General features: G+C 48.3%; 26 protein-coding genes. 20 read left to right on the top strand and 6 right to left on the bottom strand.

Annotated features, from left to right (window positions below; translation table 11 throughout):
• The first annotated feature begins 13 nt into the window (after nucleotides 1-13).
• Complete coding sequence (locus tag PRU_RS06305) at nucleotides 14-637, top strand: TetR/AcrR family transcriptional regulator (protein WP_013063633.1); 624 nt, start codon at nucleotides 14-16, stop codon at nucleotides 635-637.
• A gap of 265 nt (nucleotides 638-902) precedes the next feature.
• Here the strand turns inward: PRU_RS06305 and PRU_RS06300 are convergent, their stop codons facing one another.
• Complete coding sequence (locus tag PRU_RS06300) at nucleotides 903-2402, bottom strand: DUF4301 family protein (protein WP_033150082.1); 1500 nt, start codon at nucleotides 2400-2402, stop codon at nucleotides 903-905.
• A gap of 108 nt (nucleotides 2403-2510) precedes the next feature.
• Between PRU_RS06300 and PRU_RS06295 the strand changes: the two genes are divergently transcribed.
• On the top strand, nucleotides 2511-4583 hold the full coding sequence (locus PRU_RS06295) for a RelA/SpoT family protein (RefSeq protein ID WP_013064455.1): 2073 nt from the start codon (nucleotides 2511-2513) through the stop codon (nucleotides 4581-4583).
• Between the two features lie 17 nt (nucleotides 4584-4600).
• Nucleotides 4601-4897, top strand: a complete 297-nt coding sequence (locus PRU_RS06290) for a hypothetical protein (protein WP_013065404.1) — start codon at nucleotides 4601-4603, stop codon at nucleotides 4895-4897.
• On the opposite strand, the gene PRU_RS06285 is transcribed toward PRU_RS06290, so the two are convergent.
• Nucleotides 4898-5878, bottom strand: a complete 981-nt coding sequence (locus PRU_RS06285; protein WP_041385834.1) for a GNAT family N-acetyltransferase — start codon at nucleotides 5876-5878, stop codon at nucleotides 4898-4900.
• Nucleotides 5879-6012: 134 nt separating this feature from the next.
• Between PRU_RS06285 and PRU_RS06280 the strand changes: the two genes are divergently transcribed.
• The 17 genes from PRU_RS06280 (at nucleotide 6013) to PRU_RS06200 (ending at nucleotide 21465) form a co-directional block, all read left to right on the top strand.
• Nucleotides 6013-6540, top strand: a complete 528-nt coding sequence (locus tag PRU_RS06280; RefSeq protein ID WP_013064502.1) for a nitroreductase family protein — start codon at nucleotides 6013-6015, stop codon at nucleotides 6538-6540.
• A 73-nt stretch (nucleotides 6541-6613) separates the two neighbouring features.
• Complete coding sequence (locus tag PRU_RS06275) at nucleotides 6614-7132, top strand: KdsC family phosphatase (protein ID WP_013063720.1); 519 nt, start codon at nucleotides 6614-6616, stop codon at nucleotides 7130-7132.
• Nucleotides 7133-7180: 48 nt separating this feature from the next.
• Nucleotides 7181-7750, top strand: coding sequence for a Maf-like protein (locus PRU_RS06270; protein ID WP_041385833.1), 570 nt, complete (start codon nucleotides 7181-7183; stop codon nucleotides 7748-7750).
• 6 nt (nucleotides 7751-7756) lie between these two features.
• On the top strand, nucleotides 7757-8557 hold the full coding sequence (locus PRU_RS06265; RefSeq protein WP_013064275.1) for a DnaJ domain-containing protein: 801 nt from the start codon (nucleotides 7757-7759) through the stop codon (nucleotides 8555-8557).
• 112 nt (nucleotides 8558-8669) lie between these two features.
• A complete protein-coding gene (locus PRU_RS06260; protein ID WP_013063454.1) occupies nucleotides 8670-10493 on the top strand; it encodes a transporter substrate-binding domain-containing protein in 1824 nt (607 codons plus the stop codon).
• Between the two features lie 13 nt (nucleotides 10494-10506).
• Nucleotides 10507-11898, top strand: coding sequence for an SLC13 family permease (locus PRU_RS06255; protein ID WP_013065361.1), 1392 nt, complete (start codon nucleotides 10507-10509; stop codon nucleotides 11896-11898).
• Between the two features lie 21 nt (nucleotides 11899-11919).
• A complete protein-coding gene (pfkA, locus tag PRU_RS06250) occupies nucleotides 11920-12897 on the top strand; it encodes a 6-phosphofructokinase (protein ID WP_013064537.1) in 978 nt (325 codons plus the stop codon).
• 61 nt (nucleotides 12898-12958) lie between these two features.
• Nucleotides 12959-14059, top strand: coding sequence for an AAA family ATPase (locus tag PRU_RS06245; RefSeq protein WP_033150090.1), 1101 nt, complete (start codon nucleotides 12959-12961; stop codon nucleotides 14057-14059).
• 131 nt (nucleotides 14060-14190) lie between these two features.
• Nucleotides 14191-15717 (top strand): F0F1 ATP synthase subunit beta, encoded by a 1527-nt coding sequence (atpD, locus tag PRU_RS06240; RefSeq protein ID WP_013063092.1) that lies wholly within the window; start codon nucleotides 14191-14193, stop codon nucleotides 15715-15717.
• A gap of 32 nt (nucleotides 15718-15749) precedes the next feature.
• Nucleotides 15750-15992, top strand: coding sequence for an ATP synthase F1 subunit epsilon (gene atpC, locus PRU_RS06235; protein ID WP_013063897.1), 243 nt, complete (start codon nucleotides 15750-15752; stop codon nucleotides 15990-15992).
• 15 nt (nucleotides 15993-16007) lie between these two features.
• Entirely contained in the window at nucleotides 16008-16400 is a 393-nt protein-coding gene (locus tag PRU_RS06230) for a hypothetical protein (RefSeq protein WP_013063652.1), read from the top strand.
• A 6-nt stretch (nucleotides 16401-16406) separates the two neighbouring features.
• Nucleotides 16407-17462 carry a F0F1 ATP synthase subunit A gene (atpB, locus tag PRU_RS06225; RefSeq protein ID WP_033150092.1) on the top strand — a complete coding sequence of 352 codons (1056 nt, stop codon included), beginning with the start codon at nucleotides 16407-16409 and terminating at the stop codon, nucleotides 17460-17462.
• A gap of 68 nt (nucleotides 17463-17530) precedes the next feature.
• On the top strand, nucleotides 17531-17773 hold the full coding sequence (gene atpE / locus PRU_RS06220) for an ATP synthase F0 subunit C (RefSeq protein WP_028913239.1): 243 nt from the start codon (nucleotides 17531-17533) through the stop codon (nucleotides 17771-17773).
• A gap of 54 nt (nucleotides 17774-17827) precedes the next feature.
• Nucleotides 17828-18343: a F0F1 ATP synthase subunit B gene (gene atpF, locus PRU_RS06215; RefSeq protein WP_013065315.1), complete on the top strand. Its 516-nt coding sequence runs from the start codon at nucleotides 17828-17830 to the stop codon at nucleotides 18341-18343.
• An 11-nt stretch (nucleotides 18344-18354) separates the two neighbouring features.
• A complete protein-coding gene (locus PRU_RS06210) occupies nucleotides 18355-18891 on the top strand; it encodes a F0F1 ATP synthase subunit delta (RefSeq protein ID WP_013065407.1) in 537 nt (178 codons plus the stop codon).
• 6 nt (nucleotides 18892-18897) lie between these two features.
• Complete coding sequence (atpA, locus tag PRU_RS06205) at nucleotides 18898-20484, top strand: F0F1 ATP synthase subunit alpha (protein ID WP_013063841.1); 1587 nt, start codon at nucleotides 18898-18900, stop codon at nucleotides 20482-20484.
• A 6-nt stretch (nucleotides 20485-20490) separates the two neighbouring features.
• Nucleotides 20491-21465 carry a F0F1 ATP synthase subunit gamma gene (locus PRU_RS06200; protein WP_013063234.1) on the top strand — a complete coding sequence of 325 codons (975 nt, stop codon included), beginning with the start codon at nucleotides 20491-20493 and terminating at the stop codon, nucleotides 21463-21465.
• 52 nt (nucleotides 21466-21517) lie between these two features.
• On the opposite strand, the gene PRU_RS06195 is transcribed toward PRU_RS06200, so the two are convergent.
• From PRU_RS06195 to PRU_RS16055, 4 genes are all read right to left on the bottom strand, one after another.
• Nucleotides 21518-22126, bottom strand: a complete 609-nt coding sequence (locus PRU_RS06195) for a hypothetical protein (RefSeq protein WP_143040060.1) — start codon at nucleotides 22124-22126, stop codon at nucleotides 21518-21520.
• Between the two features lie 104 nt (nucleotides 22127-22230).
• On the bottom strand, nucleotides 22231-22386 hold the full coding sequence (locus PRU_RS16060; protein ID WP_013063483.1) for a hypothetical protein: 156 nt from the start codon (nucleotides 22384-22386) through the stop codon (nucleotides 22231-22233).
• A 94-nt stretch (nucleotides 22387-22480) separates the two neighbouring features.
• Nucleotides 22481-22972, bottom strand: a complete 492-nt coding sequence (locus PRU_RS06190; protein ID WP_013065136.1) for a 3'-5' exonuclease — start codon at nucleotides 22970-22972, stop codon at nucleotides 22481-22483.
• A 216-nt stretch (nucleotides 22973-23188) separates the two neighbouring features.
• Nucleotides 23189-23290: a smalltalk protein gene (locus PRU_RS16055; RefSeq protein ID WP_157054530.1), complete on the bottom strand. Its 102-nt coding sequence runs from the start codon at nucleotides 23288-23290 to the stop codon at nucleotides 23189-23191.
• Nucleotides 23291-23302 lie beyond the last annotated feature (12 nt).

The raw sequence follows: 23302 nt of genomic DNA, 5'->3' as shown, positions 1-23302 counted from the left end.
AAATTGTAAGATTATGCAAGAAATAAAAGACATTTCGGACTACAAATTAAATTTAAAGGAGCGAATTCCCGATGTTGCTTTGCAACTTTTTACCGAGCGAGGCATCAATTCCGTGAGGATGGATGATGTGGCGCAAACCATGGGTATTTCAAAACGTACTATCTACGAATTATACGACAAAAAAGAGGATTTGCTCTTCGAGGTGGTTGTAAAGCACTTCAAGCAGCGTATGGATCGCATGGAGCAGGCTGTGAGCCATTGCTCAAATGTGATGGAGATACTGCTCGAGGTATATCACATGAAGGTGAGCAACTTTAAGGAAACCAATCCCCTGTTCTTTACCGAGATGATTCGCTATCCTCAGGTCAAGAAGTTCCTCGACGAGCAGAACAATCTTATGCGTGATAGCAGTTATGGTTTTATTCAGCGTGGGGTAGAAGAGGGTTACTTCCGCGCCGACCTCAACTATCAGATGGCTGTGTTGCAGTTCGATGCCATGGGCGAGTATATCATGCAGAAAGAGCTGTATCGCCAATATTCCATCGAGGACATCTTCCGCAATCTGGTCTTCGTATCCCTCCGAGGGCTCTGTACCGACAAGGGCATCAAGGCCATCGACGAGATGCTGTTCCAATAAAGTAAACAAAAAATCATCCCCGCTTATTTTTAGTGGGGATGATTTTTTTTACTCTCAACCCATGAAAAACTTGCTGGTTAACTAGGAAATTTTTTTTGCATAACTAGGGCGTAAAAAAACGATGCTTTTTGTTCTGCTGGTATATTTCGTAAGAATGTACAGTTTTTTGAGCAAGTATGACTATGTTCTTCTTGAAGTATAAAACAATAATCCCCGTTCACTTGAATGAGAACGGGGATTTGTTATTTTTATTTTACGATATTGTTTACTGATGCTGTTCGCGCAGCAGGTCGTTAACGGTCTTAACAGGATTGAAGGTGCCCAGGGGAACCTCGACAAATACGGTGCTCCAGTTGCTCATGGCACCATTCCACAAACCTGGCAACTCGAGAGCCTTGAGCTCTTTACCAGCCTTTGACTTAGATGAGATGAAACCTGTGGTTTTATCAACAAACTCGGGCAGGTTGAATGGACGGCCCTGATAGTCCTTAACGGCGCAAACCAGATCAACTGGGTTGAAGTGGGTGCCCTGGGTAAACATCTTCATGTAGGCCTCGTTGTTGGTATCAATCTGACTGCTCTCCAAAATCTGCAGGCTAACGGTGCCATCCTGGTTGTAGGTAAGGAATGGGCCGCCACCAGGCTCGCCTACATTCTTAACTACACCGCACACACGCATGGGGCGATTGAGCTTGCCACGCAGATAAGCGGCATCTACCTTATTATTCTTGGCATCGGTACACAGGTTGTTGGCTACAAACTGGGCAATCTCCTGCAGCTGGGCCTCGCTGGCACCTGCATCCAGAACCTTGAGGTACTCGAAGGCCTGCTTCTGAAGGGTTACCAATACGCCTGCCAGTACCTGCTTCCACTCTACAGTCTCGGGCTTCAAACGGTCGGGTACTACGTTGTCGATATTCTTAATGAAGATAACGTCGGCCTCGATCTCGTTGAGATTCTCGATGAGGGCACCGTGACCGCCTGGACGGAACAGCAGACTGCCATCCTCGTTGCGGAATGGGGTGTTATCGGGGTTAGCGGCTACGGTATCGGTAGATGGCTTCTGCTCAGAGAAGCTGATATCGTACTTGATGCCGTATTTCTGTGCAAAGAAGTCGGCCTTCTCGGCTACCTTTGCCTTGAACAGCTCCATGTGCTCGTGACTGACGGTGAAGTGTACGTGAGCCTCGCCATTAGATGCAGCATAAAGGGCACCCTCTACCAAATGCTCCTCCATTGGTGTGCGTGCACCCTCGGGGTACTTATGGAACAGCAGCAGGCCCTTTGGCAGCTGACCGTAGTTCAGTCCCTCGGCTTTCAGCATGTTGGCTGCTACAGCCTTATAGTTGCCCTCGGCCATCAGGGCCTTGATGCCTTTGCCCTCGTTCTTCAGGCAAACAGCGTCGAGTGCCTCGTAGAAGGCAAAGTTTTCTATCTGGTCGAAGTATTTCTTCTCAAAGTCGGTAGTGGGCACATCGTAGTCGGCGTCAACAAAAGCAAACATGTTTTTGAACATACGACTGGCGGCACCACTGGCGGGCACAAACTTTACCACGCGCTTGCCTGCTGCCTTGTACTCGTTCCATGCGGCAACCAGCTTCTGGCGCTCGGCTGCGTCGGGAGCAATAATACCGTTACCGATACCTGCTGCTGCCTCCAGCTTCAGGAATGGGAAACCTGTCTTAAACTCGTTCAATTGATTTTCGATCTGCTCCTTGGTGATACCTTTTTGAGCAATCTGCTTCAAGTCTTTCTCCTCTAACATAATAAAAATGGTATTTAGTCAATAAACTACGGCAAAAGTAACCATTTTTTTCGAAAAATGCTAATTAATTGAAAGAAAAATGTATCTTTGTGGCAAAATTTAGAAATTATGGCGGAAAAATTCGCATTTACATACGAGGAAAGAAAACGAATGGCATCGCAGACGGCCGAGATCCTGACTGAGGAAATCGGTTTGAAAGGCGATGCGATAGAGGCTGTACAGCTGATACCTGATATAGAGGAGGGCAACATTGCGCTGGATGAGGTAGAGCAGAAATACGGCGCATCGGTGGCGCGCATATTGCATGGTTTGAACCGTATACAGCAGTTGTATGATAAAAACCCTGCGGTTGAGAGTGAGAACTTCAGAAATCTGCTGCTCTCGTTTGCCGAGGATATGCGTGTGATACTGATAATGATTGCCAATCGCGTGAACCTGATGCGACAGATTCGCGATACAGAGAACGTAGAGGCCAAGCTGGAGGTATCGCAAGAGGCTGCTTATCTGTATGCCCCGTTGGCGCATAAGTTAGGACTCTATAAGCTGAAGAGCGAACTGGAGGACCTGTCGCTGAAGTATATGGAGCATGATGCCTATTACCATATTCGCGAAAAACTGAGTGCTACCAAGGCGGCACGCGACGCTTATATAGATAGGTTTATTAAGCCTGTTGAACAGAAGATGATGGAGGCGGGTATCCGTTGCCATATCAAGGGGCGTACCAAATCAATCCACTCTATCTGGCAGAAGATGCAGAAGCAGAAGTGCCCGTTTGAGGGTGTGTATGATTTGTTTGCCATCCGTATCATTATCGATTGTCCGCTGGAGCAGGAGAAAATGCAATGCTGGCAGGCTTACTCGATTATTACCGATATGTATCAGCCTAACCCTAAACGACTGCGCGACTGGCTGTCGGTACCCAAATCGAATGGCTACGAGAGTCTGCACATCACGGTGCTGGGCCCAGAGCAGAAGTGGGTTGAGGTACAGATACGTACCGAACGTATGGACGAGATTGCCGAGCGCGGTGTAGCTGCCCACTGGCGCTATAAAGGCGTGAAGGGCGAGACGGGGCTGGACGAGTGGCTGACGAATATCCGTACGATGCTGGAGCATGCCGACGGACTGGATGCTATGGACCAGTTTAAGATGGAACTGTACGAAGACGAGGTGTTTGTGTTTACACCTGCTGGCGATTTGTGGAAGTTTCCCGCAGGTGCTACGGTACTTGACTTTGCTTACCATATCCACTCGAAACTGGGCAACCAGTGTACGGGTGGCCGCATTAGTGGAAAAGTGGTGCCGATACGCTACGAACTGAAGAGTGGCGACCAGGTTGAAATCCTGACATCGACTAACCAGAAACCCCGACAGGAGTGGCTGAATATTGTGAAGACCTCGCGTGCCAAATCCAAGATACGTTTGGCGCTGAAGGAAACCCAGGTTAAGGACGGACTGTTTGCCAAGGAGATGCTGGAGCGTAAGTTCCGCAACCGTAAGATTGAACAGGACGACAGCATCATGTTTAACGTAATCCGTAAGATGGGTTACAAGGAGGTAAGCGACTTTTATAAGGCCATTGCCGATGGTGTGCTGGATACAAACGATGTGCTTGATAAGTTCTTGGAACTCAGAGGGAAAGAAGCTGTTGTTACAGGAGATAATCAAGCGCGTTCGGCTTCGGAATTCGAACTTGATGAGTCGAAGATTGCGGGTTTGAACCAGCAGGTGAACGATGACGTGCTGGTGATAGACCGCAACCTGAAAGGTTTGGATTACCAGCTGGCAAAATGCTGTTCGCCTATCTATGGCGACGATGTGTTTGGCTTTGTTACCGTTAATGGCGGTATCAAGATTCACCGTTGCGATTGTCCGAATGCCCCCGAGTTGCGCCGCCGATTCGGGTATCGTATTGTTAAGGCCAAGTGGAGTGGTAAGGGTTCGTCGCAATATAGCATCGCCCTGCGTGTGATTGGTAACGACGATATCGGTATCGTGAATAATCTTACCAGCATTATCTCGAAGGAAGAGAAACTGGTGCTGCGTAGTATCAATATTGATAGTCACGACGGTTTGTTTAGCGGTAATATCGTGGTGATGCTTGAAGATACTTCACGCCTGGAGGCGCTGATTAAGAAACTGCGTACCGTTAAGGGCGTTAAACAGGTAGATAGAATATAATGATTATAGATGCAAGTATGAGTAAAAAACTATTGTATGTTGCGGTTGGTATATTGCTGCTGTCGGCTTGTCGTGGTCGATCTCAGTCGCAGAAGTATGTTGAGGAGGAAGTCGAATATCATCCATTGGTGACTGATTCGGCAGCAATCGACTCGATTAATAGTGCTGGTATGGTTGATGTGGATGCCGCTATGGAGTATCCCGAAATGCCGTCCGACCAAAAAATCAACATGAAAGCCAACGATGATGAGATTAAGGATATAATCGATGGTACTGGTGATGGTGATATGACAAAAGAAGGTGGCGATTATTGATTACTCGCGATAGATCCAAGCCAAAAGTTTATTCACCCATCTGATGGAGAAACGGAACCATCGGTAGGTGCTTTGCTCCTTGCCGCCGAAACGTAATATGAATTCGCGGTAAGGATTTTTGTGGAAAGGCAGTCCCACATCCATGAATCGCATATGTTGATAGCCCTCGTTGTAGGCGTGCTTCATCACATCCCACACCACAATGGTGTCGGGGTGTAGGGCATGGAATGTTTTGCGCCTGAAGGCCGAATACCATAGGTAGGCATCGCCCTGACTATATACGCAGGCGGCACAGGCAATCACTTTTTCGTGATACTTGGTAATAAACAGGTTGCCGTTCTGGCCCTCCATCAGCTCACGGAAGAAAATGTCATCGGGGATATAGCGTTTGGGCTTCAGAATATGGTGCTTGCGTAGTAGTTTCGAGAAAGCCTTAAAGTCGTGCTCGTTGCTGACTATCTCGGTTTTTGCACCTCGTTCGTGGGCGTGGTCGATTCGTTTCTGCAGTTTGGGAGTGATTCGTTCTTCGGGTGCGTGGCGATGCAACGAGTTGTGTATCGACATCCAGTTTACAGGGTAGTAGCCGTTCTCGCGCAAAACCTTATAGCCAAACATCTTGGTGCTCAGGTTACTCATCTCCATAAACAGTACGCGTTTGTTAAGTTTGTGGGTGAGCGCACTTAGCATCCGGTCGAACAGCTCGTCTTTTTTGTAGCCGCAGTCTTCATCATACACACCTTCGCCTAATATCCGGCAATGTATCAGCAGGAATGGCGGCAGTATCAGAGTGCGGTATCTCACAATGCCCAGCATGTGGCACAGTTCGCGACCTGTTTCATTGTGAATGACTACCATATAAGGGCGCTGGCGCGGGGCGGCCTCGCATACTTCCATCAGTTCCTGACTGTGGAAATAGCTACCCTGGCGCAATGTTGGCATGCCTTTGGATTTGGTGTATATGGTAGTAATCAGTTGGCTCATACTGCAAAGATAGATATTTTTAGGCACGAATTGCACGAATTTCACGAATTTTTTAGTTTTAAAATCTTTTTTCGCGTTAATTCGCGTAATTCGTGCCAAAATATCACTATCTTTGCACAAAAATTAGGTAGGATATGACAAGTTTTAAAGATTTGGCGCAGTTGCGCCGCAGCCATCGCAAGTTCTCTGATAAGGAGGTTGATCCCGAACATTTGAAGCTTATTCTGCGTGCAGCGTTGATGTCGCCCACGTCAAAGAGTCAGCGTGCCTGGCAGTTCGTGGTTGTAGATGATAAGATGGATCTCGAGAAGTTGGCCGATGCCAAGAATATGGGTTCGCAGTTCCTGAAGGATGCCCCTGTGGCTATTGCCGTATTAGGCGATCCCATGCAGAACGACTGTTGGGTAGAGGATGGCTCGATAGCCACTATCTCTATGCAGTATCAGGCCGAAGAGTTAGGCTTGGGCTCTTGCTGGATTCAGATGCGAGGTCGCGGACTGAGCGACGGTACCACAGCCGACGAGGTGATTCGTGGTGTGCTGGGTATTCCCGATAACTACAATTGCTTGTGCATTCTTGCCATAGGTCATTGGACCGATGAGCGCAAGCCTCAGGACGAAGAGAAACTGAAGTGGGAAAACGTTCACTTGAACAAATTCTAATGTTTCGCTCGAACTTGTTCGCTTTGCTTGCAAAGAATGTTTAATGTTTAATTTTTAATGTTTAATCTTTAACGTGATTAATTACGATTTAAATAAAATCAAGGCCATCATCTTTGATATTGATGGCGTGCTGAGTGCCGAGACGATTAATCTGAGTGCTGATGGTACACCGCTGCGTACGGTGAATATCAAGGATGGTTATGCCATCCAGTTGGCCATGAAGTTAGGCTTGCGTATTGCCATCCTTTCGGGTGCAAGGGTAGATAGTCTGCGTGTACGCTACGAGGGTCTTGGTGTTGAGGATATTTACCTGGGTTGTGCCGTTAAGATTGCAACCTATGATGAGTTCTTGGCTATTTATGGCTATACCGACGAGGAGGTGATGTACATGGGTGATGATATCCCCGACTTGGAGATAATGCGTAGGGTAGGTTGCCCCGTATGTCCCAAAGATGCATGTGCTGAGATTCGTGAGGTAAGTGTGTATGTTTCTGATCGTGATGGTGGCTATGGTTGTGGTCGCGATGTGATCGAACAGGTATTACGTGCCCAGGGCAAATGGGTGATGAATGCCAAAGCATTCGGGTGGTGATTAAACATTAAACATTAAACATTAATGATTAAACATTAAATATTGGCAATGGATAAATACAAATATATTCTTGCGAGTAATTCGCCTCGTAGAAAAGAATTGTTGGCGGGGTTGGGATTGGATTTCGAGGTGCGTGTGATTGATGGTATCGACGAGTCGTACCCCGAAACTTTGCCTGCAGCCCAGGTGGCACAGTATATTGCTGAAAAGAAGGCTGCTGCTTACAAACCAACACTCCAAAAAGACGAGCTGATTATTACTGCCGACACGGTGGTGATAGTAGGTGACGATATCTTGGGTAAACCTTACGATGCGGCCGATGCCGTACGTATGCTCCGCGAAATTAGTGGTCGTACCCATCAGGTTACTACAGGTGTTTCGCTGCTCACCGCTACCAGTCTGCGTTCGTTTTCGGTTACTACCGATGTAACCTTTAAACAGCTTACAGATGACGAGATACAGCACTACGTGAGCCACTATCGTCCTTTTGATAAGGCTGGTGCCTACGGCATTCAGGAATGGATTGGCTACATAGGTGTTACAGGACTTAACGGCAGTTATTATAATGTGATGGGCCTGCCCGTTCAGCGCATTTATACCGAACTGCAAAATATGTAAAATAATATGGCTGCAGGAAAATGGATTGGCGGATTTGCCGGCTGGATGGCCGGTGGACCTCTTGGTGCGCTGGCTGGCTATCTGCTTGGCTCGCTATTTGATACTATGTTGAATGGGGTGAATACCCCCGAGAACTCTGGTACCTGGCAATCGTATAACGAGAGCTACCAGCAGGCTTACCAACGGCAACAGCTGCAAGGGCAGCGTAACAGTTTTATGTTCTCGCTCCTGGTGTTGTCGTCGTATATCATCAAGGCCGATGGTAAGGCCATGCATTCCGAGATGGAACTGGTTCGACAGATGTTGCGCCAGAACTTTGGTAACGCTGCCGTACAACAGGGCAACGAGATATTAAACCGACTTTTTGAGGAACAGAAACGCGAAGGCTGGCAGCAGTTCAAGCAAACGGTATGCGACTGCTGTGCACAGATAAGCCGACAGATGGACTACTCGCAGCGTTTGCAACTGCTTAACTATCTGGTGATGGTGGCTAAGGCCGATGGCAGTGTGCCCCAGAGTGAGATTACAGCCCTGAAAGAGTGTGCCCAGTGGATGGGATTGCATGCTAACGAGGTCGACTCGATGCTGCATCTGGAGGGTGGTAGTCTTGAAGATGCCTATAAGGTGCTGGGTGTGAGTCCGGATGCCAGCGACGACGAGGTGAAGAAGGCCTATCGCAAGCAGGCTTTGCAGCACCATCCTGACAAGGTGGCTGCTCTGGGCGAGGATGTACGAAAGGCTGCCGAGAAGAAATTCCAGGAGATAAATGCCGCCAAAGACCGCATTTGGAAGGCACGTGGACTTTAATTTGCCGCATTTCTACCTCTAATTTGCTACTTTTTCAAGAAAAAGTTTGGAGGTTTAAAGTTTTTTTTCTACTTTTGTACCCATCAAGCATAAAGCTTGAGGTTGATAATTTATGGAGCTGAGACTGATTAACATTCTACTAATAATAACGTTTGCCCTCAAGGTAAATGCTAACAATCTCGGCTATTCTGATTCTAAACCATTGGTTATCGGAATCGATCAGGACTATCCGCCATTAGAGTATGTGGATGAAAAAGGAAAACCTAGTGGCGCCGATGTGGAATTCTCGAAGATTCTGATGAAGCGAATGAACATCCCGTTTAAGTTTGCACCTAACAAATGGGGAGCTATTGCTAACGATATCTTAGGTGGTAAGGTTGATCTGGGTATGATGGTTTATTCGCCTTATCGCAAGGATGTTACCAATTACTCGCGTGCCGTGATCAGACTGTACTACCAGTTGGTAACTCGTAAGGGTACCAAGAGGAACTACGGACTGCGCGACATGCACAATGTGGAGGTGGCGCTGATGGCCAGTAGGCCCGTACGCGACACGCTGCAGAAGATTGGTGCACGACTGGTGATAGTAGATGACCTGACCAAGGCGATGAAGGAACTGTCGGCAGGTAAATACGATGCGGTGGTGTGCTATCGTTATCAGGCTAAGTATCTGATTGGCAAGTATAAACTGCGGAATCTGGAGCAGGAAGAACTGACGCTGACACCACGCGAATACTGCTACGCAAGCAGCAACAAAAAGCTGATTGATGCCATCGACAAGGAATTGGATAAGATGGAGGAAGAGGGCCTGATGGACGATGTGTATGGCCACGTGGCTTCGACATTCAATGGCATCATCATACCGCGATGGGTATATATGGCCATTGTGGCGTTTGTGATTGTGGCGCTGCTGGCTGTGATATTAAACCAGATGCACAACACGCGCCAGCTGAAGAAGGCGCTGGATACAGCCCGTGAAAACGAGGAGAAAGCTAAAGCCAGCGAGGAAAAGGCACACCAGAGTGAGGAGGTGGCACGTGCCAATGCCGAGAAGGCTAGGGAGAACGAGGCTATTGCTAATGCTAATGCCGAAAAGGCCAGGGCCAGCGAGGCTGAGGCACAGCGTATTGCCGATGTGGCAAGGCGCAACGCCAAGGAGGCTGAACATAATGCGATGGTAGCCAGTCAGAACGAGGCAAAAGCCCGCGAAGCTGCCGAAGCAGCCCGAAAGAGCGAAGAACTGAAGGATATCTTCCTGGGTAATATGAGTCACTCGCTCCGTACACCGCTGAATGCCATCATCGGATTCTCGGATCTGCTGATGACGATGGATGATAGTGCTTTGCCACCCGAGGAGCGTGCCAATCTGTTGCAGTTGATTAATAAGAACGGACTGGAACTGCTGCACCTGATTAATGAACTGTTATCGTTAAGCGAGGTTGAGGGTGATACTCAGCTGTTTAAGCGCGAGGTTACCGATGTGGATTACGAAATGGGGCAGTATGCCTCAGAGATTCGTATGCAGCTGAAAGAGGGCGTAACCCTTGAGGTGGTTGAACCTATCGACGGCTTGCGTGCGCTGGTAGATAAGAAGCTGATGCGAATTGTAACCATGCACCTGCTTGAGAATGCCATGCAGCATACTACTGAGGGTAAGATAACCCTGACTTACTACCTGAAAGAAGGAGGTATGTATGTAGAGGTAAAGGATATGGGTGAGGGGCTGCCCGAGAAACTGAAACAGAATATATTCGGACTGTTGGCCGACAAGAATACATATACCCACGACGAGAATCAGGATAATCCAGGACTGGGACTGAGTGTTTGTAAGGCCATTATCGACCGATGCAATGGAAAAATAGGTGCGCGCGATAACACAGAAGACGGCAGAGGCACTATCTTCTGGTATTGGACGCCAACTGAGATATTAAACTAGGAGGCATAGGGAAATGACACTAATCATCGTCATATTACTTTTGTTAGGGTACGTTGTGATTGCCACTGGTCACACAACGGGAGTAAACAAATCGGCTATTGCCATCTTTATCGGCACCGTGGGGTGGGTGGTATACATCTGCTACGGCACCGATTTCGTGATGCAGCGCCATGCCCAGGATTACTGGGAGTTCTTAGCGGGAAGCTTGCCGTCGAGCGAGGCCGTTAAGTACTATATATATAATAATGTATTTCTTTATTATGTGGGTCGGGCTGCCAGCATTGTGATGTTCCTGCTGGCTACCATGAGTATTGTAGAGATTCTGCATAACAACGGTTGCTTCGACTTTGTTACCAAGTGGATCAGAACCCGTAACTCGAAGCGCCTGTTGTGGACCATCACACTGGCCACTTTCATCCTGTCGGCTAATCTCGACAACCTTACTACAGCTACCATGATGCTGGTTATTATGCATAGCATCGTGCAGAACCGTCGCCAGCGTATGCTGATTGGTGCTGCCATTGTGATAGCTGCCAACTGTGGTGGATGCCTGACGGTGATTGGCGATCCTACCACGCTGGTGCTGTGGGGCGACGAGGCTATCACAGCCACCAACTATTCGTCGTATCTGGCTCTGCCAGCCCTTTTGGCTTGGATAGTACCTACCATACTGATTAACCGCGAACTGCCTGAACGCCTGGATACCCAGTGGGCGCCAATGCCGTTCCGTGGCGACGATACCAATCTGTTGCCTTGGCAGCGTGTGGTAATGCTGTTTGTTGGTATCGGTGGTTTGTGGTTTATCCCAACATTCCATACCATCACCAAACTGTCGCCATTCCTTGGTGCCCTGTGTGTACTCAGCATATTATGGGTGGTAAACGAGGTGATGAACCGCAAGCTGAACAGCGCCGACCAAATGATGCAGCGCCTGACACCACGTTCGGTGCAGTACGGCTCGTTGCAGCAGATACTGTTTGTGATGGGTATCATGCTGGCGATGGGTGTAGTAACCGAAACAGGCGTGTTTGGCGATGTGGCCGAGTGGATAGATGATACCGTTCACAGCGTATGGGTACTCGGTATCGTATCTGGCTTCCTCAGCGGTATCGTTGATTCTTTCACCATCGCCATGAGCGATATCTCACTTTATCAGATAGCCGATGCTGCACTTGTTGGTTCGTACGACGAGAATTTTGTTATCAATGGTGCCTACTGGAAGATTATCGCTTTCTGTACCGCCGTAGGTGGCTGTCTGCTTAGCGTTGGTTCGGTTAGCGGACTGGCCCTGATGAAGATGGAGCACATGCGCTTAAGCTGGTATCTGAAGAACCTGACGTTGAAGGTGCTGGCAGGTATGCTGGTAGGCTTGGCTGTGCTTTGGATTGAGTTGAATTATGTATAACTAAACAATTATAATAGTAATATGACAAAGATTAAGACAATTGGTATCCTGACGTCGGGAGGCGATGCACCAGGAATGAATGCCGCTATACGTGCTGTGACACGTGCCGGTATCTACAACGGTTTTAGGATTAAAGGTATATATCGTGGTTACGAAGGACTGATTCATGATGAGGTTCAGGAGTTTACCACCGAAAATGTAAGTGGAATTGTGACACGTGGCGGTACTATCCTGAAGACTGCCCGCTCAAAGGAGTTCCCAACTCCCGAGGGCATGCAGAAGGCTTACGAGACTTGTGTAAAGGAAGAGATTGATGCGCTGGTAGTTATCGGTGGTAACGGATCGCTTACTGGTGCCCGTAACTTCGGTATGGAGTTCGATTTCCCTGTAATCGGTCTGCCTGGTACGATTGATAACGATTTGTATGGCACCGATTCTACTATCGGTTATGATACAACCATGAATACCATCATGGAGTGTGTCGATCGTATCCGTGATACAGCCAACTCGCATGAGCGTATCTTCTTTGTCGAGGTGATGGGGCGTGATGCCGGATTCCTGGCACAGAACTCGGCCATTGCATGTGGTGCTGAGGCTGCTATCGTACCCGAGGAGAGTACCGATGTCGACCAGCTGGCACAGTTCATGAGTCGTGGTATCCGTAAATCAAAGAAGTCGTGTATCGTGATTGTGTCGGAGAGTCCTAAGTGTGGCGCTCTGTACTATGCCGACCGTGTAAAAAAGGAGTTCCCTGAGTTTGATGTACGTGTGTCTATCCTGGGCCATCTGCAGCGTGGTGGTACACCATCAGCGCGCGACCGCATTCTGGCTGCTACCACAGGTGTTGGTGCTATCGAAGCCATCAAACAGGGACAGCGCAACGTGATGGTTGGTATCCGCAATAACGAGGTGGTTTATGTACCTTTCAGCGAGTGCATCCGTACTGATAAGCGTTTCGACAAGCGACTGATTAAGGTACTCGACGAGCTCAGCATTTGATATTAAACATTCTTGGCGATGCCAAGCGTACTAAAGAAACGATTAAAAGATTAAACATTAAATGCCAGATATAAAGAAAATAGTTCTGACAGGAGGACCTTGTGCTGGTAAGACTACCGCGTTGGTAAAGATTACCGAGTATTTCTCAGGGTTTGGTTACAAGGTGTTCAACGTGCCCGAGGTGCCTACTATCTATAGCACCGCAGGCTGGAACTACCTGACGCCTAACCGTAAGTTGTACTATCAAGGCGAACGTGCCATTCTGGAGACCCAGTTGGCACTCGAAAACCAGTTTATGAAGTTGGCCGAGGTTTGTGAAGATCCCGTGCTGGTGGTATGTGATAGAGGCGCGATGGACATTTCGGCCTATATCAAACCCGAGGAGTGGGAGGAGATTACCCACATGGCTGGTACCAATTCAGAGGCTTTGCGCGAGAGTTACGATGCCGTGCTGCACCTGGTGAGTGCAGCCGATGGCGCCGAGCAGTATTATACTACTGCCACCAACGCCACGCGTTACGAGCAGGCCAACGAAGAAGGATTGCGTATTGCCCGCGAGCTGGATAAGAAGGTGATCGAGGCTTGGACCGGTCATCCCCATCTGCGTGTAATTAACAATCACGACGATTTCGATAATAAGATTAAGCGTGTGCTTACCGAGATTTCAAAGGTTGTAGGCTTGCCACAGCCTGTGCAGGAGGAGCGTATCTTCCGCGTAGAGATTATCGGTGAGATTCCCGAGTGCTCCGAGAGCTTGATTACCCAGACCTATCTGGTAGCTGAGCCTGGTAGCGAGGTGCGCCTGCGCCGCCGCGAGTGGAGTGGGGGTAAGGTGGTGAATGTTCACCGCTCGAAGAAACGCATCAGCGAAACCGAAGTGATTGAGACCGAGCGTCAGGTTGACAACAACCTGTACGAGCAGATGCTGCAGCAGGCCGATCCTTACCGCGTAACCATCCACAAAAAGCGTCAGAGCTTTATCTGGAAAGGTCAGTTCTTCCAGATCGACACCTTCCAGGACCCTGTCAGCAATCTGGTGATGATGGAAACCAAAGGTATTTCGGAACAGGAAACCGTTAACTTCCCCCCGTTCGTAAAAGTGCTCGAGGATGTGACCGGAAATCCTAAATATCTGAACTATAACATCGCTTTGCGACATTGAAAAGTCGCCAAAAATGGTGAATTTGGGAATTTTGTCGTGTAAAAGTTCGTTTGTTCGGATAATAATACTTACCTTTGCAAGCATTATAACGAAAATATAAATCTATAGTAACTTAAAAAATAAAACAGCGTATGTCACAAATTACTGGACACATTTCGCAGATTATCGGCCCTGTTATCGACGTATATTTCGATACCGAGGGCCAGGATGCCGAAAAGGTGTTGCCAAAGATTTACGATGCTCTGAAGATTGATCGTGGCGACGGGCGCGACCTGATTGTCGAGGTGCAGCAGCACATCGGCGAGGATACGGTGCGCTGCGTGGCTATGGACAATACCGACGGACTGCATCGTGGACTTGAGGCTATCCCCCTGGGCTCACCTATCGTGATGCCTGCAGGCGATCAGATTAAGGGTCGAATGCTGAACGTTATCGGTCAGCCTATCGACGGTATGAAACAGCTCGATATGGAAGGCGCTTATCCTATCCACCGCGAGGCTCCAACATTCGAAGAATTATCAACCAAGAAAGAGATTCTGGCTACAGGTATTAAGGTTATCGACCTGCTGGAGCCTTACATGAAGGGTGGTAAGATCGGACTGTTTGGTGGTGCCGGTGTAGGTAAAACGGTACTGATTATGGAGTTGATTAACAACATTGCCAAAGGTCACAACGGATTCTCGGTATTCGCAGGCGTAGGTGAGCGTACCCGTGAGGGTAACGACCTGATCCGCGAGATGATTGAGAGTGGTGTAATCCGCTACGGCGAGAAGTTCCGCGAGGCTATGGATCAGGGTAAGTGGGATTTGAGTCTTGTTGACCCTGAGGAGTTGAAGAAATCGCAGGCCACACTGGTTTACGGACAGATGAACGAGCCCCCTGGCGCACGTGCTTCGGTAGCCCTCTCTGGTCTGACTGTTGCCGAGGGATTCCGTGATGGTGGCGGTAAGGATGGCGGTGCTGCCGATATCCTGTTCTTCATCGATAATATCTTCCGTTTCACCCAGGCAGGTTCAGAGGTATCAGCTCTGCTGGGACGTATGCCATCAGCTGTAGGTTATCAGCCCACACTGGCATCTGAGATGGGATCGATGCAGGAGCGAATCACTTCTACCAAGACAGGTTCTATCACCTCAGTACAGGCTGTATATGTACCTGCCGACGACTTGACCGACCCTGCACCAGCAACCACGTTTACACACCTGGATGCTACTACCGTGCTTGATCGTAAGATTGCCGAGCTGGGTATCTATCCCGCTGTTGATCCTCTGGGTTCTACATCACGTATCCTCGATCCACTGATTGTAGGTAAGGCTCACTACGATTGTGCCCAGCGTGTCAAGGAGATTCTGCAGCGCTATAAGGAACTTCAGGATATTATTGCTATTCTGGGTATGGATGAGCTTTCTGACGAGGATAAGCTGACTGTGAACCGTGCACGTCGTGTACAGCGTTTCCTGTCGCAGCCATTCTCGGTAGCATCACAGTTCACCGGTCTGCCTGGTGTAATGGTACCTATCGAAGAGACTATCAAGGGCTTCAATGCTATTCTCGATGGCGAGGTCGACGATCTGCCTGAGCAGGCATTCCTGAATGTTGGTACTATCGAGGATGCCAAGGAGAAAGCCAAGAAACTGCTGGAAGCTGCTAAAGCGTAACATTAAACATTAAAGATTAAACATTAAAGTTTATGTTGCAGCTTAAGATTGTTTCTCCCGAAAAGATAGAGTTCTGTGGTGCGGTTGAGAGCGTTCTCGTGCCTGGCACAATGGGCCAGTTCGAGATACTGCAGGATCATGCGCCAATCATCTCTACCCTCCAGTGCGGCACCGTGGAGTACACCACAGCCGAGGGTAAAGCCCAGCTGGAGATACAAGGTGGTTTCGTGGAGGTGCAGAAGAATGTGGTAAGTCTTTGTGTAGAACTGAAGTAATTTTGAGTTAATCGTATGACAATGGATATCCAGAAGTTGAGCGTAGCCTACATCCGACAGGGACTGATGGTAACAGTAGCCCTGGCACTCATCGCTTTCCTGGTGATGCAGGTAAAGTATCTCGACTTGCTAACACCCGTCATCGTCAGCGTGGCATTCTCGCTTGTAGTATGCGTGAGTATTGCCCTGATATGGCGCCGTGTAGCCCAGCGTTCAGCCGATAGTCTGCCTACCTTCTTTACGGCGGTGTCAGGCTTCCGTATGCTGTTGGCGCTGGCGGTTATGTTTGTCTATTATCTGGTTGATACTCAGGACTCTATGCTTCGTTTCTTCATGGTGTTTATAGCATTCTATTTTGCTATGCTTGCGCACCATTCCATCTTCTTCGCCAGAATTAATAATAGATAAGTAGTAATGAAAACAATTAGAACGATAATCCTCCTGATGATGGTAGCCCTGCTGCCTGTGCCTGCCCTGGCTAACGAGGGTGGAGAAGGTGAGGAGCTCGACATCCCCGAGATTGTACTCGAGCACCTGGCCGACTCTTACGAATGGCATATCGCCAGCTATCAGGGTAGTCATATCAGCATTCCGCTGCCAATCATCCTTCGTAGTGCGAGCGATAATCCAGGACAAAAGTGGTTCTTCTGCACCGCTCACAGTCTGCCCGATCAGTTCTTCTTCAGCGAGGAACATCACGGCAAGATATATGAGCGTGTGGGAGGCGAAGAGGTACGCCCCCTCGACCTGAGCATCACCAAGAGTGTGCTGCAGATATGGATTGTGGTGGTAGTGCTGATTACTGTTTTCCTGAGTTGTGCCCGCTGGTATAAGAACCACGATGCGAAGAGCGAGGCTCCGAAGGGATTTGTAGGAGCCATGGAGATGATCGTGATGACGATTCATGACGACCTCATCAAGTCGTCGATAGGTGAGAAGCACTACAAGCCGTATGCCCCTTACCTGCTCACGGTGTTCTTCTTTATCCTTACCTGTAATCTCATCGGATTGATACCTGTATTCCCAGGCGGCGCCAATGTTACTGGCAACATTAACATCACCTTCTTCCTGGCGGTGTGCACCATGTTGGCCATTAACCTGTTTGCCAATAAGGAGTACTGGAAGGAGATTTTCTGGCCCGAGGTACCTCTGTTCCTCAAGGCCTATCCCGCTCCGGTAATGCCACTCATCGAGTTGTTCGGCGTGTTCACCAAGCCTTTTGCGCTGATGATCCGTCTTTTTGCCAACATGATGGCTGGTCACGCAGTAATTCTTTCGTTTACCTGTGTGATTTTCCTCGGTTGGTCGATGGGTGTAGGATTCGGTCTCGGACTGAATGCTTTCAGCATCATCATGCTTCTGTTTATGAATGCACTCGAGTTGCTGGTAGCTTTTGTTCAGGCTTATGTATTTACCATGCTTAGTGCGGTGTTTATCGGGCTTGCCCACAAAGAGCACCACGCAGAGTAAAATGTAAGAATTGCAAAATTCAAAAATTGAAATAGAAACAACATTATTAATAATTAAAAATTAAAAGTATTATGATTTCAGCTTTATTTTTAGCCGAGGGTCTGGCTCAGCTGGGCTGCGGTATCGGTGCAGGTATTGCAACAATTGGTGCAGGTTTGGGTATTGGTAAGATTGGTGGTAGCGCTATGGACGCTATTGCTCGCCAGCCAGAGGCTACTGGTAAGATTCAGACCAACATGATTCTGACATCAGCTTTCGTTGAGGGTTGTGCCCTTTTCGCTATCGCAGCTTGTGCATTCCTTATCAAGTAAGGATTGAAGAATTCTAGAATTGAAGTTTTCAAGAACTGAAAAATTTTAAATAATATGGATTTCAGTAAACTGCCAGCAATCCTCACCCCCGATCTGGGACTCTTGTTCTGGATGCTTCTGGCGTTTGCCGTCGTCTTCTTCGTACTTGCCAAGTACGGTTTCCCTGCCATCGTAGGTATGGTTGAGGAGCGAAACCGCTACATTGAAGACAGTCTCAAGAAGGCCCACGAGGCCCAGGAGCGTTTGGCTAACATCGAGAAGGAGGGAGAATCCATCTTGCAGGAGGCACGTGCCAAGCAGGCTCAGATACTGAAGGAGGCTGCCGAAACACGCGACGCTATTGTGGAGCAGGCTCAGGAGAAGGCTAGGGCCGAAGGTGCCCGACTCTTGGAAGATGCCCGTGTGGCTATCGACCAGGAGAAGAAAGCCGCCATTGCCGATATCCGTCAGCAGGTTGCCGCTCTCAGTGTTGGCATCGCCGAGAAGGTTCTCAAGCAGAGCCTGAAGGACGACAAGGCACAGATGGATTTGATTGACCGTATGCTGGATGATGTTTCTACTGATAAATAAGCATTAAACGTATGGATATAGGAGTCATATCGGTAAGATACGCGCGAGCACTCCTCAAGAGTGCCACCGACGCCAAGATAGAGCAGCAGGTGTATGCCGAGATGCAGCAGATAGCAAAGAGCTACATCGAGGTGCCACAGTTGCGCTCTACGATTGACAATCCGATGCTCTCGAAGGATAAGAAGGAGGCGCTGCTGCTCACAGCAGCAGGCAAGGAACCTTCGCCCCTGATGAAGGCCTTCGTACAGCTTGTGCTGAAGGAAGACCGCGAGAGTGTGATGCAGTTCATCGCCAATTCGTACGTCACGCTTTACCGCCAGCAGAAGAATGTCATCCGCGGACGACTCATCACCGCTGCAGCCGTATCGCCTGAAACAGAACAGAAGATGCGCCGCATGGTGGAGAGTAAGACTAATGGAACAGTAGAGTTTGAGTCGCAGGTTAACCCCGATATCATCGGTGGCTTTATCCTCGAATACGACACCTACCGCATGGACGCCAGTGTCAAAACCAAACTCAACAGTATTCTCAATACATTAAAAAAGTAAACAACAATGTCAGATAAGATTAAACCAAGCGAAGTTTCCCAGGTGCTGATCGATCAGCTCAAGGGAATCTCGGATGCCGAGAAGTTCGACGAGGTAGGTACCGTACTCACCGTCAGCGATGGTGTGGCACGTATCTACGGACTGCGCAACGCCGAGGCTAACGAGCTGCTGGAGTTTGAGAACGGTACCATGGCTATCGTGATGAACCTTGAGGAGGACAACGTAGGTTGTGTGCTCTTGGGCTCTACCTCAGGCATCAAGGAAGGCATGGTAGTGAAGCGTACCAAGCGTATCGCTTCTATCCGTGTAAACGACAACATGCTCGGTCGCGTTATCAATCCGCTGGGTCAGGCTATCGACGGTAAGGGTGATATCGATCTCACCGAGGCATTCGAGATGCCTCTGGATCGTAAGGCCCCTGGTGTTATCTACCGCCAGCCCGTTAAGGAGCCTCTGCAGACTGGATTGAAGGCCATCGACTCGATGATTCCTATCGGTCGTGGACAGCGTGAGTTGATCATTGGCGACCGTCAGACAGGTAAGACTGCCATCGCCGTTGATACCATCATCAATCAGAAGAGTTTCTACGAGGCTGGTAAGCCCGTGTATTGTATTTATGTAGCTATCGGTCAGAAGGCCAGTACCGTTGCAGCCCTCGTTTCTACACTGCAGGAGCACGGCGCTATGCCTTATACCATCGTGGTAGCCGCTACAGCTGCCGATCCTGCCGCTATGCAGTACTATGCACCATTTGCAGGTGCCGCTATCGGTGAGTACTTCCGCGATCGTGGTCTGCCAGCCCTGGTAGTTTACGACGATCTGTCGAAGCAGGCTGTGGCCTATCGTGAGGTATCGCTGATTCTGCGTCGTCCTTCAGGACGTGAGGCTTATCCCGGTGACGTGTTCTATCTGCACTCTCGTCTTTTGGAGCGTGCTGCTAAGATGAACGAACAGCAGGAGGTAGCCGAGCAGATGAACGACCTGCCCGAGTGTATGAAGGGTCACGTTAAGGGTGGTGGTTCGCTTACCGCTCTGCCTATCATCGAGACTCAGGCCGGCGACGTATCAGCTTACATCCCAACTAACGTAATTTCGATTACCGACGGACAGATCTTCCTCGAGAGCGACCTCTTTAACCAAGGTTTCCGTCCTGCCATCAACGTAGGTATCTCGGTATCTCGTGTGGGTGGTTCGGCTCAGATCAAGAGTATGAAGAAGGTGGCTGGTACCCTGAAGATCGACCAGGCTCAGTATCGTGAGCTCGAGGCCTTCTCTAAGTTCTCGAGTGATATGGATGCCGTAACAGCGATGACACTGGACCGTGGACGTAAGAACAACCAGTTGTTGATTCAGCCACAGTACAGCCCAATGCCAGTAGGCGAGCAGATTGCCATCCTGTATTGCGGTGTACACGGCCTGATGCGCGAAGTGCCCATCGCTAAGGTACGCGAATGCCAGACATCGTTCCTCGATAAGCTGCGCTCAGCTCATCCCGAGGTTATCGAGACACTGGCCAGTGGTAAGATCGACGATGCTACCACCGCAACTATCGAGGCTGTAATGGCCGACATTGCTGGAACGTATAAAGCCTGATAGCCTATGCCTAGCCTGAAAGAAATTAAAGGCCGCATAGCCTCAGTCAATTCTACGCGAAAGATCACGTCGGCTATGAAGATGGTTGCCTCCAGCAAACTGCACCACGCACAGGTGGCTATTCAGAATATGCTGCCTTACGAGGAGTTGTTGGAACACATCCTCAAGTCGTTCTTAGCTGCCGAAGCCGAGGCTCAGACTATCTACGATCAGGAGCGCCCCGTAAAAAGGGCTGCGCTGGTGGTGTTCTCAAGTAACTCGTCGCTTTGCGGCGGTTTCAATGCCAACATCATCAAGCAGATGACACATGCTGTGAATGAGTACGCCGAAACCATCGGTCGTGATAATGTGGAGATTTATCCCATTGGTCGCAAGGTGTACGAGAAGGCACGCAAGATGGGCTTGAATGTGCAGGGCGAGTATTCGGCCCTTGCCGATCATCCCAATGTGCACGACTGCATCGAGATAGCCATGGAGCTGGGTCGTAAGTTTGCTCAGGGCGAGATTGATAAGGTAGAACTCATCTATCACCACTTTAAGAGTGCAGGCTCACAGGTGCTTACCCGCAAAACCTTCCTGCCTATCGATGTGGAGAGTGAGTTGCAGGCCGATCATGAGCGCGATCTTGAGAGTGTGATTGCCACCAAGCAGAGTCAGGAGTACCTTAAGAATAGGGGAGAGCGAAAGGACGAGGGTGCTAAGAGCGAAGAGGTTAAGCCACTTAACGATAACTTTATCGTTGAGCCCGACATGAACTGTGTGCTCTCGCTGCTCATGCCAAAACTGGCTCACCTGATGCTCTACACAGCCCTGTTGGATAGCAATGCCTCCGAGCATGCAGCCCGAATGGTAGCTATGCAAACGGCCACTGATAATGCCGATGAATTGCTGCGCCAGCTCAACTTGCAATACAACAAGAGCCGCCAGCAAGCCATTACATCCGAATTGCTCGATATTGTGGGTGGTTCGGTTAATAACTAACATGTAAAAGAAGTTTGCGCAACCAAAAACGCAAACTTCTTTTCTTTTTATTCTAAATTATGTTACTTAGATTAATTTTGGCGTATTTAAGGATGGCTTCATCCATGAAATCAGCAGGATATTCTTTTATTACTCCAGTATGAATCATGCCATTATCATTGTTATACTCAATTAGATGTTCCTCAATTAGAAAATGATTCCCATTATTAAGTCTTACTTTCTGACGATTCCATTCCCGTTTGTCATCAAACAAGAAATCTAAATCATGAAAGCGAATATTGTCGTCACCATTATTTACGCATAGATGGCAGAATAAAATTAACAACATCCTTTCTTCATTTTCTTCACCATCAGGAAAGAAACTATCCACCATTTGAACGAAATTTAGTTTGCTATTATCTGCAAAAAGAGAATTGATCTTTTGCAGCATAGCCTCATAAGTCATCTCATTCTCCTTGCGCAAGTCAAAGATTTCTTCGAGTTCGCCAAATAGTTCCTGGCATGTAAGGCCTGTACATCTTCTGGGTACATACTTTTCGTCATGCTTCAGAGCCTCAATAACCTCAAATGGTATTCTATACGAAACACTCTTTCTATATCTATGAAAGTCTCTACAACAACGTACGAATTCTCTTTTTTCAAGAATATCAATGTCGTTCATGTAGCGTATTATATGGATTGTAGAGCAATTAACATCTTCCGACAGCTCGCTGATATGAATATTAGTATCATCGCTACGATTGATGAAGAGGGCCAGCATCACGCTCAGTTCCTGGTCAGATCGAGTTTGTCAGACACATATTTGATATATCGCGAGGCCTTGCGATAGAACTCAGGGCTTAGCATCGAGTCCTTGGCCTTTTCTACTATCTGCTCAATAGCTGTGAGCAAATCCATCTTTTTCTTCTGTCTCGTTTCCATCTTTACATTATCTTATGTTCACGATGCAAAGATACAAGAAAGGTGTGCCGTTTGAGTGCACACCTTGTAAGAATCTAATAAAATACCAGAATATTTATAGGATTTCTCTGGCTATCCAGGCACATGCTTCGGCATCGGCGAGGGCATGATGGTGGTTCTCTAGCTCATAACCACATAGCTTAGAAATCGTATGTAGCTGGTGATTCGCGGCATTTGGGAATGCTTTGCGAGAAGCCACACAAGTACAATAGAACTGATAATCTGGATAGTCCATCTGATAACAACGAAACACGGCCTTTAAGCAACTCTCATCGAAAGCTTTGTTATGTGCCACCAAGGGCAAACCTTCAATCATTGGCTCAATCTGCTTCCATACTTCTGGAAATATTGGGGCCTCCTCTGTATCCTGACGTGTTAGTCCATGCACCTGACTACACCAATAATTATAGTAATTGGGCTCTGGCTGTATCAGCGAATAGAAGGAATCCACAATCTCGCCATCTCTCACAATCACAACTCCTACTGAGCAAACACTGGTTCGCTCGTTGTTAGCAGTCTCAAAATCTATTGCAGCAAAATCTTTCATTTGTCGTTCTTATTTTGTTCCACATTTGTTTTGAACCTTGCAGATGGTTTCCACCAGCCATACGTACTTGTTTAATAGATTCTTTGCCATACTTTTAAAGATTAGACGCTGCAAATATACAAAAAAGGTGTGCAAAAACAAGGCATAGGTTGGGAAATTTTGGGATGGGGGCAAAAAAATCAACCGAGGGGTGGGTACCTCGGCTGATTTCTTTGATTACAGGCCCATGCAGCTGGTTGCACCTAGGGCGGTTACTATCGCTGTGGCGATACTCGCTATCATCTGTACGATGAACTTTACTGTTTCTCTCTTACTCATAATGTTTAATCT

This window comes from Xylanibacter ruminicola 23, from assembly GCF_000025925.1.
Classification (GTDB): Bacteria; Bacteroidota; Bacteroidia; order Bacteroidales; family Bacteroidaceae; genus Prevotella; species Prevotella ruminicola.
Note: the sequence above shows the minus strand (reverse complement) of the source record. Positions and strands in the feature narration are given on the sequence as shown.